The organism is Pseudoalteromonas sp. T1lg24, assembly GCF_002964745.1.
Taxonomy (GTDB): Bacteria; Pseudomonadota; Gammaproteobacteria; order Enterobacterales; family Alteromonadaceae; genus Pseudoalteromonas; species Pseudoalteromonas spongiae.
On sequence record NZ_PQCB01000034.1, the window covers coordinates 51,730 to 66,231 of the forward strand.

General features: G+C 42.4%; 10 protein-coding genes and 2 pseudogenes. 10 read left to right on the forward strand and 2 right to left on the reverse strand.

What is annotated here, in order from left to right; genetic code table 11:
* Nucleotides 1-3: 3 nt before the first annotated feature.
* The 6 genes from atpA to nadE all read left to right on the forward strand — a co-directional run bounded on the left by atpA (nucleotide 4) and on the right by nadE (nucleotide 5,904).
* Nucleotides 4-1,545, forward strand: coding sequence for a F0F1 ATP synthase subunit alpha (atpA, locus tag C2M30_RS19720; protein ID WP_105173037.1), 1,542 nt, complete (start codon nucleotides 4-6; stop codon nucleotides 1,543-1,545).
* A 44-nt stretch (nucleotides 1,546-1,589) separates the two neighbouring features.
* Nucleotides 1,590-2,450: a F0F1 ATP synthase subunit gamma gene (gene atpG / locus C2M30_RS19725; protein ID WP_105173038.1), complete on the forward strand. Its 861-nt coding sequence runs from the start codon at nucleotides 1,590-1,592 to the stop codon at nucleotides 2,448-2,450.
* Between the two features lie 30 nt (nucleotides 2,451-2,480).
* Entirely contained in the window at nucleotides 2,481-3,866 is a 1,386-nt protein-coding gene (gene atpD, locus C2M30_RS19730; RefSeq protein WP_105173039.1) for a F0F1 ATP synthase subunit beta, read from the forward strand.
* Between the two features lie 13 nt (nucleotides 3,867-3,879).
* Nucleotides 3,880-4,299 carry a F0F1 ATP synthase subunit epsilon gene (locus C2M30_RS19735; protein ID WP_105173040.1) on the forward strand — a complete coding sequence of 140 codons (420 nt, stop codon included), beginning with the start codon at nucleotides 3,880-3,882 and terminating at the stop codon, nucleotides 4,297-4,299.
* Between the two features lie 111 nt (nucleotides 4,300-4,410).
* Nucleotides 4,411-5,058 carry a YceH family protein gene (locus C2M30_RS19740; RefSeq protein ID WP_105173041.1) on the forward strand — a complete coding sequence of 216 codons (648 nt, stop codon included), beginning with the start codon at nucleotides 4,411-4,413 and terminating at the stop codon, nucleotides 5,056-5,058.
* 15 nt (nucleotides 5,059-5,073) lie between these two features.
* Nucleotides 5,074-5,904 carry an ammonia-dependent NAD(+) synthetase gene (gene nadE, locus C2M30_RS19745; RefSeq protein ID WP_100914450.1) on the forward strand — a complete coding sequence of 277 codons (831 nt, stop codon included), beginning with the start codon at nucleotides 5,074-5,076 and terminating at the stop codon, nucleotides 5,902-5,904.
* 63 nt (nucleotides 5,905-5,967) lie between these two features.
* Here the strand turns inward: nadE and C2M30_RS19750 are convergent.
* Nucleotides 5,968-8,488 (reverse strand): annotated as a pseudogene (locus C2M30_RS19750) (zinc-dependent metalloprotease).
* A 171-nt stretch (nucleotides 8,489-8,659) separates the two neighbouring features.
* On the opposite strand from C2M30_RS19750, the gene C2M30_RS19755 reads away from it, so the two are divergent.
* From C2M30_RS19755 to C2M30_RS19770, 4 genes and pseudogenes are all read left to right on the forward strand, one after another.
* Nucleotides 8,660-10,735 carry a S9 family peptidase gene (locus C2M30_RS19755; RefSeq protein WP_105173042.1) on the forward strand — a complete coding sequence of 692 codons (2,076 nt, stop codon included), beginning with the start codon at nucleotides 8,660-8,662 and terminating at the stop codon, nucleotides 10,733-10,735.
* Nucleotide 10,736: 1 nt separating this feature from the next.
* The gene (locus tag C2M30_RS19760) at nucleotides 10,737-11,327 is read left to right on the forward strand and encodes a DUF938 domain-containing protein (RefSeq protein WP_105173043.1); all 591 of its coding nucleotides are present in this window, start codon (nucleotides 10,737-10,739) and stop codon (nucleotides 11,325-11,327) included.
* 129 nt (nucleotides 11,328-11,456) lie between these two features.
* On the forward strand, nucleotides 11,457-12,764 hold the full coding sequence (locus C2M30_RS19765) for an alpha/beta hydrolase (protein WP_105173044.1): 1,308 nt from the start codon (nucleotides 11,457-11,459) through the stop codon (nucleotides 12,762-12,764).
* Nucleotides 12,765-12,994: 230 nt separating this feature from the next.
* Nucleotides 12,995-13,974: pseudogene (locus C2M30_RS19770) on the forward strand (GGDEF domain-containing protein).
* Between the two features lie 29 nt (nucleotides 13,975-14,003).
* On the opposite strand, the gene C2M30_RS19775 reads toward C2M30_RS19770, so the two are convergent.
* Nucleotides 14,004-14,498 carry a YcxB family protein gene (locus C2M30_RS19775; protein WP_010561344.1) on the reverse strand — a complete coding sequence of 165 codons (495 nt, stop codon included), beginning with the start codon at nucleotides 14,496-14,498 and terminating at the stop codon, nucleotides 14,004-14,006.
* Nucleotides 14,499-14,502 lie beyond the last annotated feature (4 nt).

Below are 14,502 nucleotides of genomic sequence, written 5' to 3' on the forward strand. Positions count from 1 at the left end.
AGCATGCAACTTAATTCCACTGAAATTTCAGAACTAATCAAAAAACGTATTGAGCAGTTCGAAGTTGTAAGTGAAGCACGTAACGAAGGTACGATTGTATCTGTTACTGACGGTATCATCCGCATTCACGGTCTAGCTGACTGTATGCAAGGTGAGATGATCGAGCTTCCAGGCAACCGTTATGCTATCGCACTAAACCTTGAGCGCGACTCAGTAGGTGCAGTAGTAATGGGTCCATACGCAGACCTTAAAGAAGGCGTAAAAGTACAAGCAACAGGTCGTATCCTTGAAGTACCAGTTGGCCCTAAACTACTTGGTCGTGTTGTAAACACACTAGGTGAGCCAATTGATGGTAAAGGCGCTGTTGAAGCTGCAGGTTTCGAACCTGTAGAAAAGATTGCACCAGGTGTAATCGAGCGTCAATCAGTAGATGAGCCAGTACAAACTGGTTATAAGTCTATCGATGCGATGATCCCAGTAGGTCGTGGTCAGCGTGAGCTAGTAATCGGTGACCGTCAGACTGGTAAAACTGCACTTGCAATCGATGCTATCATCAACCAAAAAGGTACAGGCGTTAAGTGTGTGTACGTAGCGGTTGGTCAAAAAGCATCTACAATTGCTAACGTAGTACGTAAGTTAGAAGAGCACGGTGCACTTGAAAACACTATCGTTGTTGTTGCATCTGCTTCTGAATCAGCTGCGCTACAATTCCTAGCGCCATTTGCTGGTTGTACTATGGGTGAATACTTCCGTGACCGCGGTGAAGATGCATTAATCGTATATGATGACCTGTCTAAGCAAGCTGTTGCTTACCGTCAGATCTCACTACTACTTAAGCGTCCACCAGGCCGTGAAGCATACCCAGGTGACGTATTCTACCTTCACTCACGTCTTCTAGAGCGTGCATCACGTGTAAACGCTGATTACGTTGAGAAGTACACTAACGGTGAAGTGAAAGGTAAGACAGGTTCATTAACTGCACTTCCAATCATTGAGACTCAAGGTGGTGACGTATCTGCGTTCGTACCTACAAACGTTATCTCAATCACGGATGGTCAGATCTTCCTAGAAACTGACCTATTCAACGCAGGTATCCGTCCAGCGGTTAACGCTGGTATCTCGGTATCTCGTGTAGGTGGTGCAGCACAAACTAAGATCGTTAAGAAACTAGGTGGTGGTATCCGTCTAGCGCTAGCACAGTATCGTGAACTAGCAGCGTTCTCACAGTTTGCGTCAGACCTTGACGATGCAACTCGTGCTCAATTAGAGCATGGTGAGCGTGTTACTGAGCTAATGAAGCAAAAGCAGTACGCTCCAATGTCTGTTGCTGAAATGTCTCTGTCATTATTCGCTGCTGAAAAAGGTTATCTAAAAGACATCGAAATCAACAAAGTACTTGATTTCGAAGCTGCGTTAATCTCTTTCGCTAACAGTGAATATTCAGCGCTTATGACTGAAATCAACGAAACGGGTAACTACAACGCCGAGATCGAAGCTCAACTTAAAGAGCTTTTAGAGAAGTGTAAATCTACACAAACTTGGTAAGTTATTAATGGTGACTTCGGTCACCACTGATTCGGAGATAAGTCATGGCCGGCGGAAAAGAGATAAAATCACAGATCGGGAGTATTAAAAATACTCAGAAGATCACCAGCGCAATGGAGATGGTTGCCGCTTCTAAAATGAAGAAGGCACAAGAACGCGTGGCATCAAGCCGCCCATACGCTGAAAATATACGCAAAGTGATCGGTCGTGTTGCTCAGGCTAACTTAGACTTTAAACACCCGTTTTTAGAAGAACGTGATGTAAAGAAAGTTGGTTACATTATTGTTTCTACTGACCGCGGTCTATGTGGCGGCTTAAACTCAAATGAGTTTAAGAAAGTTGCACTAGACGTTAAAGCGTGGAAAGAAAAAGGCGTTGACGCTGAATTTGCTGCCCTAGGTAGCAAAGCAGCAGGCTTTTTCCAGCGTTTTGGCGGTGAGCTATTAGCAAGCAGAGCAGGGCTTGGTGATGCTCCTTCAATTCAGGACGTAATTGGTCCTGTAAAAGTTATGCTTGATGCATACTCTGAAGGAAAAATTGACCGCTTGTTTGTTGTTTACAACAACTTTGTAAACACTATGAAGCAAGAGCCAGTGATCGATCAGTTATTACCTTTGCCTAAAGCTGACGAAGAAGTTTCTAGCCACTCTTGGGATTACTTATATGAGCCAAACCCAGAGGCAATTTTAGAAACTCTTATTAAACGCTTTATCGAGTCTCAGGTATATCAGAGTGTTGTTGAAAACGCTGCATCTGAACAAGCTGCACGTATGGTTGCGATGAAAGCCGCAACAGACAACGCAGGTGACTTAATTGATGAGTTACAACTGGTATACAACAAAGCACGACAAGCCGCGATTACACAAGAAATTAGTGAAATCGTGTCAGGTTCAGCAGCCGTTTAACGGTTGGCAAAGTTAACGAGAGGAATAGACATGAGTTTAGGTAAGGTCGTCCAAATTATCGGCGCCGTTGTGGACATCGAGTTTCCACAAGACAACGTGCCAGCCGTATATGACGCACTAAAAGTAACAAGCGGTGAGCTTGCTGGTTTGACTTTAGAAGTTCAACAGCAGCTTGGCGGCGGTGTGGTACGTGGTATCGCACTAGGTACTACTGACGGTTTACGTCGTGGTACTGAAGTAGACACAACTGGCGAGCCTATCAAGGTTCCAGTTGGTACAGCGACACTAGGTCGTATCATGAACGTACTTGGTGACCCAATTGATGAAGCGGGTCCAATCGGTGAAGAGGAGCGTTACTCTATCCACCGTGAAGCACCAAGCTACGAAGATCAGAGCAGCTCAGTTGAACTTTTAGAGACTGGTATCAAGGTAATCGACCTTGTATGTCCATTCGCTAAAGGTGGTAAAGTTGGTCTTTTCGGTGGTGCGGGTGTTGGTAAAACAGTAAACATGATGGAACTTATCCGTAACATCGCAATCGAGCACAGCGGTTACTCAGTATTCGCAGGTGTTGGTGAGCGTACTCGTGAGGGTAATGACTTCTACCATGAAATGAACGAATCAAACGTACTTGATAAAGTATCGCTTGTTTACGGTCAGATGAACGAGCCACCGGGTAACCGTCTACGTGTTGCTCTTACAGGTCTTACAATGGCTGAGAAGTTCCGTGACGAAGGTCGCGACGTACTTTTCTTCGTTGATAACATCTACCGTTACACACTAGCGGGTACAGAAGTATCAGCACTTCTAGGTCGTATGCCATCAGCGGTAGGTTACCAGCCTACACTAGCTGAAGAAATGGGTGTACTTCAGGAGCGTATCGCATCAACTAAGACTGGTTCAATCACGTCTATCCAAGCAGTATATGTACCTGCGGATGACTTAACGGATCCATCTCCAGCGACTACGTTCGCTCACTTAGATGCGACAGTTGTACTTTCTCGTGATATCGCGTCACTAGGTATTTACCCAGCGATCGATCCACTTGATTCATCATCTCGTCAGCTTGACCCATTAGTAATTGGTCAAGAGCACTATGACATTGCACGTGGCGTTCAAACAGTTCTTCAGCGTTATAAAGAACTTAAAGACATCATCGCAATCCTAGGTATGGACGAGCTATCTGATGAAGATAAGCAAGTTGTATCACGTGCTCGTAAGATCCAGCGTTTCCTATCTCAGCCATTCTTCGTAGCTGAGGTATTCACAGGTGCACCTGGTAAATACGTATCACTGAAAGATACTCTTGAGGGCTTCAAAGGCATCCTAGGTGGTGACTATGACGATCTTCCAGAGCAAGCGTTCTACATGGTTGGTTCAATCGACGAAGCGATCGAAAAAGCCAAAGACATGTAATTAGGGGGCTGTTATGGCAATGACTATACATCTTGACGTAGTAAGCGCAGAAGAGACTATTTTCTCTGGTCGCGTTGAATCACTTCAAGTATCAGGTAGTGAAGGTGAGCTAGGTATTTTACACGGCCACGCACCACTACTAACACCCCTAAAGCCTGGTATGGTTAACTTTGTTAAGCAACACGGTGAAGAAGAAATGATTTACATCGCGGGTGGTACATTAGAAGTACAACCTGGCACTGTAACCGTTCTTGCTGATGTTGCAACACGTGCAGAAGACCTGGATGAAGCAACTGCATTAGAAGCGAAGCGTCAAGCTGAAGAGCACATGGCGAACGCATCTGCTGCAGACTTCAACTATGCTGAAGCTGCGATTGAGCTTTCAAAAGCGATTGCACAAATCAAAGTACTTCAGTCTATGCGCAAGAAGTAACCAAAACCTAACATGGTTTAGTAAAAAACCCGCCAATTGGCGGGTTTTTTGTTTTTTCATTTTCTAAATTGAGGTATATAAGAATCACAACTTGTTACTCAAGGAAGTAAGATGGAACTCAATTTAACGCCAGTTGAACAACGCATTATTGGCTGCTTACTGGAAAAACAACAAACCACGCCAGATCAGTACCCTCTTTCGCTCAATAGCCTGACTAACGCCTGCAATCAAAAGTCTAATCGAGATCCAGTATTAGATTTATCAGAATCAGAAGTACAAGATGGTTTAGATTCACTTGTTGCTAAACGCTTAGTGACAGTTGATGAAGGCTTGTCGGGTCGCGTTAGTAAATATGCCCATCGCTTTTGCAATACAGAGTTCGGTTCAATAAAGCTAACCGATCAACAAAAGGCGATTGTTTGCTTAATGTTGGTACGCGGTGCACAAACGCCTGGCGAGCTTAGAACGCGTTCTAACCGTTTAGCCGAGTTTAGCAATGTGGCTGAAGTAGAAAGTGCCCTTAACGCATTAGCGGAACAAGAATATGTTGTGAAGTTGGAACGCGAACCTGGTAAACGCGAATCACGTTTTATGCATTTATTTGGTGATGCCGATATTTCTGAACTAACAGCAGTGAATTCGAATGCGCAATCGACGGTTGTGGCTAGCCATCAAAGTGATGAAATGGCACAATTAAGATTAGAAGTCGCTCAATTACGCAGCGAACTTGCAGAGATAAAATCACATCTAGGTTTATAACATTGGAGATAAACAGTGCGCGCTGAAATCATGGCTGAAATGAAGGTACTCCCTTCAATCGATCCACAAGCAGAAATTACACGTCGAATTGCTTTTATTAAATCTAAGCTGGTGGAGTCAGGTACACGAAGTTTAGTGCTTGGTATCTCTGGTGGTGTTGACTCATCAACGTGTGGCAAGTTGTGTCAGTTGGCGATTGATGAATTAAACCAAGAAAACGCAACGGATAAATACCAGTTTATAGCCATGCGTTTACCTTATGGTGTGCAAGCGGATGAAGATGAAGCGCAGCTGGCGGTAGATTTTATTCAGCCATCAAAGCGTGTCACTGTAAATATTAAGCCTGCAACCGATGGTATGCATACAGAGGCTCTTGCCGCGCTTGAAACAGCAGGAATTGAGCCACCAGCACAAAGTGCAATTGATTTTACCAAAGGCAACGTAAAGGCGCGTCAGCGCATGATAGCGCAATATGAAATTGCTGGGTTAACGCAAGGTTTAGTGGTTGGCACAGATCACAGTGCTGAAAACATCACCGGTTTCTATACTAAATTTGGTGATGGTGCATGTGACTTAGCGCCATTGTTTGGTTTGTCTAAGCGTCAAGTTCGCTTGTTAGCTAAAACACTTGGCGCACCAGAATTACTGGTAACCAAAACGCCAACTGCTGATTTAGAGTGTGATCGCCCAGGCCTTGCTGATGAAGATGCACTTGGCGTGAGCTACGATCAGATTGATGATTTCTTAGAAGGCAAAGAAGTATCGAATGAAGTTGAAGAAAAGCTGATTGCGATTTATAAGCGTACTCAACATAAGCGCCAGCCAATTCCAACTGTTTATGATTAATCTTTATAATTTATAAAGGAAAGGCGCTCAAAATGAGCGCCTTTTTGTTTTACCGAGAGAGCGTTACGCTTTTAATGCTTTCTCAATTAGCATATCAATATAGGCTTTTTGTGCTTTCGCAGCATCTGAAGCGCCCCAAGATAGGCTTGTACCTTGAATATCTTGTAGTTGCTTAAATGCAGCTGCTTTTGCCAAGTTATCGTGCTTTGATGGCTTGTTGATACCCGCAATTTTAATTAACGACTGCACATACTCAGTTTGTACGTTGTGGCTTACTGATGACGCTGACTTTGCATCAACAAAAACGGCAGCGGTTAAGTCATTTAAGAAGCTATTCACATCGTATTCGTTACCGTATTTTGTGGTATCCGAAATACGCGTCATTACATTTGGGTGTAATAGCTGAGCTAATACATTCTTTTGCATGCGAAGTACCATAGCGTGGTACTTAGGATCTTCGTTTTTACCATAATGACTAAAGCCGCGACGCTGGTGTTGCATCTTGTTAAGCAGAGGTTCCATTGCTGATAGTGTATCTTGGTGCAAATACTAAATCAGTTAGTACGTTCATCGCCTCTTTTTGTTTCGCAAGTGGCACTGGCGTGTAAGGTTGTGTATTGCTACCTACATTGTCACGCTCTACGTAAACACCACCAATGTAACGCGATACAACGCCTGCTTGAGCGCGGTATTGACCAAATAGCATATTTGCTTTGATCAGCAGCTCTTGATAAGACTCACCGTCATTTAGCGCTGTTTGCTCAAGTTTACCGAATGTTTGGTTTACTAATTCCATACGATCTTTAGCATACGCCACAGCGTTTGATGACATATCGCCAATCATTACGCGTGGGTCTATATGACGACCAGGTGCGCGCATATCGTCGGCATCATTACCAAATGCTAAACCGTGTTCGCTAGAACGTTTTAAAATTGATTCTAAACGCGCCGCTTCTGCCGCAGCATCAGTTAAACCTTGTGAGTAACCATATTCAATAGCCCAATCATCGTAAGGGCCTGGCTTATCTTGGAAGTAATCGCCTTGGCTCATGCCTTTTGGTGCAATGTTTGCTGGCGTATAGTCCATTACTGAACCGGTTAAAATACCTTGCGTTTTAGCTTTGTCATGAACTTCTTTTTCATCCCACAAAATAGACGCTTTCATATTGTGGTTAAGACCCAGCGTATGACCAACTTCGTGAAGAATAAGCATCTTTAAGCCTTGCTCTAAAATTTCTTTCTTCTCGATATCGGTTGTTGCTAGCGAGTTAGCTAACATCATGCCCTGCTGTAATTCATGGCCCTGGCTGCAATGTAACCCTTCTTGGCTTGCGATCTCATGGTTGTGAGCGCTTGATGACGCCGCTTGGCTGTATAAGCTGTCCATCATCCAACGGTTTTTCATAAACACGTATTCAAGCATGATGTCAGAACCTAATATCTGGCCTGTTAGCGGGTTAGCAAGTGATGGGCCGTAACCGCCAAATGGAGGACGTGGTGAAGAAGTCCAACGTAATACGTTGTAGTTAATGTCGCCTGCATCCCAATCAGCATCGTCCGGCTGTACTTTTACTTCAATAGCGTTTTTAAAACCCGCTTTTTCAAATGCTAAGTTCCATGCTAATACACCCTCTTTTACTGTTTCGCGCCATTCAACAGGTGTGGTGTTTTCAATCCACCACGTAATTGGCTCAACAGGCTCAGAAATCGCGGCATTAGGGTCTTTTTTAACGAGATTCCAACGGTTAATGTAATCTTGATATGGCGCCCAGTCGCTAGTGGTCATGTCGTCAAATTGCTGACCAAAATAGCCAACGCGTGAATCATCTTTACGTGGTTGGTAATCGTTTTGTGGCAATTCAATAAATGAGTGCTGCACTTTAATTGATACCGTGCGCGGATCCGTTACTGACTGTGTACCGCGAACGCTTGGGTTAGCATTTTTAAATACATAATCAACAACAATATCTAAATTATTGGTGTAGTTGCGGTTACTAAGAATACGCGATTTTTTGTCGTCTAGCTTACCTGGGTTAAAACGCTTGCTAGCGTTTTTATCATTTGCGCGTTTCCAAGGAGATACCTTATGCAGTGCTTCGCTTTTAAATAACTTATCTACTTTAAGCGCAAACTTGCCGTCTTCTTCTTTTTCAATTTTTAAGCTTGCTAATACAGCTTCACTGATATTTGCATCGCTTGCTTTAGCAATTGCATTATTAGGATCAAACTTATAGCGTGGTGTTTTGCTTATAATATCAATGCGGTCGAAGTGACGGCGGAACTCAATTAATTTGGTTTCGCGGTAAGAGCCACGTACGTGGCCTGCATCAATTACACCGTCAACCGTATGTGCAAAGTAAACGTAAGGCTTATTTAAGTTTGCCTCACTAATCACCATCATGGTTTCGCCGGTTTTCTTATCTTGGTAAAGATTAAATAACCCTTCAGAAGCGGTTTTTTTCTCAAGCATTTCTGCAAGTGTTTTATCTTTCTTTTCGTCTTTTTTCTTGTCGTCTTTTGCCATTGCTGCGCCGTTGGTGGCGAAGCTTAGTGCTACAGCAAGTGTAAGTAGCTTTAATTTCATTGTGTTTCCCTTAGTACCTTCAAAGTGAAATTTTTGTTTTTATCAATAAATGAGTCTACCCAAAGCAAAAATGGATTTAAAACGTAAAAAGTAACTTAATGTTAACGATGCTTAATTTTGCTAAACTGCGGCTATTACTAACGCTAATATTTTGGGTTTACTGCTCACTCCATGACAACTTTACGTTTAGACCGTACAGCTAGTGCACCAATTGCGACTAAAACAGCAAAAACACTTCGTTCACACAATCAAGAACGCATAGACAACTATTACTGGATGCGCGATGACGCACGCGCTGACCAAGCCGTGCTTGATCACTTAATCGCTGAAAATAACTATTGCGATGCGGTATTAAAACCAAGTGAAACACTGCAAACCGAATTGTTTGAAGAGCTTAAAGGTCGCATTGAAAAAGATGACAGCACAGTGCCAGTAAAAGACGGCAAGTATTGGTATCACAGCGAAGTAACTGGTGACGAAGAATATGCGCGTCATTACCGAGCCACCAGCGCGACTGGCGACAATAAAACCCTTTTATTAGATGTTAATGTGCTTGCTAGTGAACATGAGTTTTACGACTTAGGTGAAATTGGCATTAGCCCAAACGATGAATTACTCGCTTATTCAGAAGATACCGATAGCCGCCGCATTTACACCGTACGTTTTAAGCATATTGATTCAAATACCTATTTAGATGATGTACTTGAAAATACTGAAGGCCAAATTATTTGGGCTAATGATAATAAAACAGTATTTTATGTAAGGAAGGACTTACAAACTTTGCTGGGCTATCAAGTCTACCGTCATGTGCTGGGTACATCACAAAATGATGATGTGCTGGTTTATGAAGAAGATGATCACAGTTTTTACATGGGGCTTGGCAAAAGCCGTGACGATAGCCTATTGATGATAGATCTTGCCGCTACCGAAACTACCGATTGCTTAGTGCTCGATGCCAACAACCCTTTTGGCGAGTTTAAACGCTTAATTCCTCGTGAAGAAAACCATATTTACGATATTGATAAGCTGGGCGACGAATACGTTATTTATTCCAACTGGCAGGCGAAGAACTTTTGTATTTTTACTGCTACCGCGCAAACTATTCAAGACAAATCACTGTGGCAATCATTTGTTGCGCACCGTACTAATGTACTGGTGGAAGGTGTTGAATTATTTACTCAGTTTAAAGTCGTGACAGAGCGCGAATTGGGCCAAATTCGTTTTGTTATCTACCCAAATAACGGTGAGCACTTTGCCCTTGCCTTTGACGACCCATGCTTTTTTGCCGGTATTGGTGATAACCCAGAGCCAGACACCAACACTGCACGTATTTTCTATTCAAGTTTAACTACGCCAAGTAGCTTATTTGAGTTTGACCTAAACACAGGTGAAAAACGTTTGCTTAAGCAACAAAAAGTACTGGGTGATTTTGATGCAGCTAATTATCAAGCTGAGCGCTTGATGATCACTAGCCGCGATGGTGTCGATATTCCAGTATCCTTGGTTTACCGCAAAGACATGTTTAAGCAAGATGGCACAAATCCGCTGTACCAATATGGTTATGGCGCTTATGGCATTACCATCGACCCTAACTTTTCGGCGCATAATCTAAGCTTGCTCGATAGAGGGTTTGTTTATGCTATCTCGCATGTTCGAGGCTCTGAAATGCTTGGCCGCGAATGGTACGAGCAAGGTAAAATGCAACATAAGCAAAATAGTTTTAATGATTTTATCGATGTAACACGGGCGCTGGTTGAAAGTGGCTACGGTGCTAAAGATAAAGTATTTGCTTCGGGCGGCAGTGCTGGTGGTTTATTAATGGGCGCTGTAGTTAACCAAGCGCCAGAGCTTTATTTAGGTATTGATTGCACCGTTCCTTTCTTAGATGTGTTAACCACCATGTTAGATGAAAGTATTCCACTTACGACTAATGAATATGATGAATGGGGCAATCCAAATGAACGCGATGCCTATGAATGGATTAAAGCGTATTCGCCATACGATAATATTAGCGCGCAAGACTACCCGAATATTTTAGTAACCACCGGTTTTCATGACTCGCAAGTTCAGTATTGGGAACCGATGAAATGGGTTGCTAAGTTACGTGAGTACAAAACAGATAATAACTTACTGTTATTTAAAACCGATATGGATAGCGGTCACGGTGGCGCATCTGGGCGTTTTAAGAGCTTAAAAGAGCGTGCGCTAGTGCTCGCTTTCTTCCTTTCGTTACTTTCAGAGAAATAGTATGCAGCCCTACTCTAAAGCCTGTGAGAATAATAAAGATCCGATTTTATCTATTCTTAAATCGGCATTTTCTAATGCAACCAGTGTTTTAGAGATAGGTTCAGGCAGTGGGCAACACGCGGTGTATTTTGCCCCTGCACTTGCTCACCTTAGTTGGCAAACCAGCGATGTGTTAGCAAATCATCAAGGTATGATGGTATGGCTTGATGCTTTTCCATCACCTAACTTATTGCCGCCATTAGCACTCGATATTGCAGAGCCTTGGCAAATAGCACAATACGATGGCATATTTACCGCCAATACCCTGCATGTTGTTAGCCCTCAACTTGTTGAAGCGTTTTTTGAAAAAGTGAATCGCTTTTTAGCGCAAAATGGCACGCTGTGTATTTATGGACCATTTAACTACCATGGTGAGTTTACATCACCGTCAAATGCAGAATTTGACCAATGGTTAAAAGTGAAAGACAACACCCGCGGTATTCGAGATTTTGAATGGATCTGCCAACTAGCTGTAAAAGCAGGTCTTGAATTGATTACCGATCACGAAATGCCAGCAAATAACCGTTTGCTCGAGTTTGTTAAGCGTTATTAACGTTTCCCATAAAGCGTCTTCCCACGCATTGTTTACATTCGTATAAGTTATTAGATAATTTTAGATCAGCTTATGTTGTAAATTGAGGTAGTATTTTGTTATTCCAATAAAAACCCCAAGGTTGGTTTGATGATTAACGTATTTAAAACATTAGGCATTTTACTATTTTTTATAAGTGCCAGTAGCTTTGCAAATTGCTTATCTCAAAGTGCAGACGTTAAGTTAATCAATCACTCAATTAGCGAGGGTAGCTATCGGTTTTTAGCTAAATCCGATGTTGCTAAAGTACTTGATTTATCTGACCTTAATTTCGAAGATTATTTAGTGCAAACCAAGCAGCAAATAACAGCGCTCAACCCCCGTGCGAATGTACCTTGCCCTGTTAATAACTATGTTTTAAACCAGCAAAATATCAGCGCACCAACCATTACTGATTTAGTAAAGCCGTATCAGTTAACGCGCGCAAATAGCGATAAAGTGGTGCTGCTAATCCACGGTTTAACCGATTCGCCATATAGTTTTCATGATTTATCCGCGTTTTACCACCAGCAAGGATTCAATGTGCGTACTGTATTGCTGCCAGGTCACGGCACTGCAGCGGAGCATTTACGTTATGTTGATTACAATGATTGGCGCGCACTGAGTGCATTTGCGATTGAGCAATCACTTAATGATTTTGAGCAGGTATATTTAGGCGGCTTCTCAACAGGAGCCGGTCTTATTTTAGATTATATGCTTACGCGAAAGTCTCTGAGCCCAAAACTGTCTGGTGTAATGCTGTTTGCGCCAGCGACAAAGGCTAAAAATTCAATGTCGTGGCTTGCGCAGTATATTGATTATGTGCCTTTTTTAAATTGGCTTGATAAAGACGCAGATGTTGATTTTGCCAAGTATGAATCGTTTCCGATTAATGCTGGTGCACAAGTACATCATTTAATGAGTAATGTATATCCTCTGACAAAACATCATATTACGCACAACGTACCTATGTTTGTTGCTGTGCCCGAGCATGATATGACGATTGATACTGCCGCAACACTTGATTTATTGGTTCAGTGGCAACGTAAAACCCCTACACCACTCACTTTGGTTTATTACGGCGAACGTGATAACGCAAATCAGCTGAGTGCATTTGAAAATGTAAAGTTAGTAACACCGCAATGCATACCAAAGTGTGATGACCAACTACAAATGGCTCATACCGCAATTCCTAATGCGCCAAGCAATATTCATTATGGTGAGCATGCAGTATATCGAAACTGCGGCCATTACTTGGCAGACGTAAAAAAATACAATGCTTGCAAAGTAACGCCCAATATTCCAGCTTCAGAAAAAACACCGCTTGCTGGGGAAAAGCATGCGCTTTTTCAGCGTTTAAGCTACAACCCTTACTATTCTGAATTAACTAACGAACTCGCACTGTTTTTAGCTAAATAGTGTTATGCGGCTTGGTATTGCGCAAGATTAGCTTTTTACCAAGTCTGTATTAAACTTAGTGCTAGCTGTTCGGTACTCGAATGTACTTAGTTAATTTCTAAAACAATAAATATAAAAAATAAAAGATGCAGCAAAATAACTCTCACACAACCGATCTATGGCGAAGCTTTATTGAAGTAGATGGCTTACACAGCGCCGAACTAAAACGCCGAGTTTTTTCGTTTTTGGCAATGTCTGGCATCGCTTTGGTAGTGTTTTCAGGGCTATTGTTAGCGAATTTTCAAACCTACCCGTGGCTTTTGAGCATTACTTTATTGGGCGCACTTATTGCCGTATTTATTAATGTGGTGATTTATTTTAGTACTCGACAACTTAAGTATTGCAGTATTGGCATTGCGCTAACGGTATTGCTACTAAGTATTTTATTGGTTTACACCGGCGGAAAGGAAAACACTGCGCTTTATTGGATTATGTTTTATCCGGTTGTGGTGTTTACTATGCTAGGCGTGCGTTTTGGCTTGTTGTTAACAGCGCTTGCGATCGGCGCGATTGCGTTTCAGTTATATGGCCCAGATCTTGGCCAAGCAAATTATGGCCACGTTGAAAAATCGCGATTTTTATCGGGCTTTTCGCTCGTGGTATTTTTTGCTTTTATTAGTGAATATTTTCGCGATAAAAGTCATCAAGCCATAACTAATATTACCTATAATCAAAAACAAAAAGCGAATACCGATGCGTTAACGGGTTTGCCAAATCGTCGATTTATTGATGCGATTTTCTTAACCAAAATGGAAAAAACTACCGCGGAATTTTTACCTATGGCGGTGATTATGTGTGATATCGACCGCTTTAAAGCCGTAAATGATAATTATGGTCACGATATTGGTGATAAAGCATTGATGCACATAGCTAAATTAATGCAAAATCAATTGCGTTATTCAGATGTAGTAGCGCGCTACGGCGGTGAAGAATTTATTATCTGCTTGCCCCACGCATCGATGCGTCAAGCTGTGCAAATCGCAGAAAACTAAGAAAGAATATTGAAGATCATCCGGTTAATTTGGAAAGTGGCGAGAATTTAGCGCTAACTGCCAGTTTTGGCGTGGCAGAAGTACATTCAGTGGTTGCCTTTTACAATGCGGTAAAACAAGCTGACGAGGCCTTATATAGCGCCAAACGAAGTGGTCGCAACCGTGTCGCGACGCTTTAGTACCAATGGATAACACAGCAAACGCTGTGTTATCGCGTTATTTTCACCTTATAAACTGCAATCTGCTTTTCAATATAGCTTTCGCTATCTTCTGGCATAAACGCTTTTGAAAGGTAAGTTTGTTGGCCTTTGTAATTAACAAAAAGCATACCTTTTGGTGTGTGAATGATTTCTTTGATCTGATCCCATTCAAGCAGTGATTCGGTATAGGGGTTTTTACTTTCAATGCCATCTTCATTTAGGGTGATTGTGACAGTTGAATTCGATGCCCTGCTCCACATCTGGCGTGTAAGCCACCAAGGACGGCGATAGTAGAAACTGATAAATTCTAGAATGCCTAAACCAACCATAATGTAAGGCGCTACGCCACCAATCTCGGTAAAGATAATAAGCCCCATTCCAATGCCAATAAAACTGCCTGCAAAGCCGTATTTTGGTGTTTGGTGAGGACTGTGTGGCAGTGATTCGTCAAAACACTCTTCAAGGTATGCTTTGTCGAGCGTGAATTGGTAACTAATGGTCATTGGT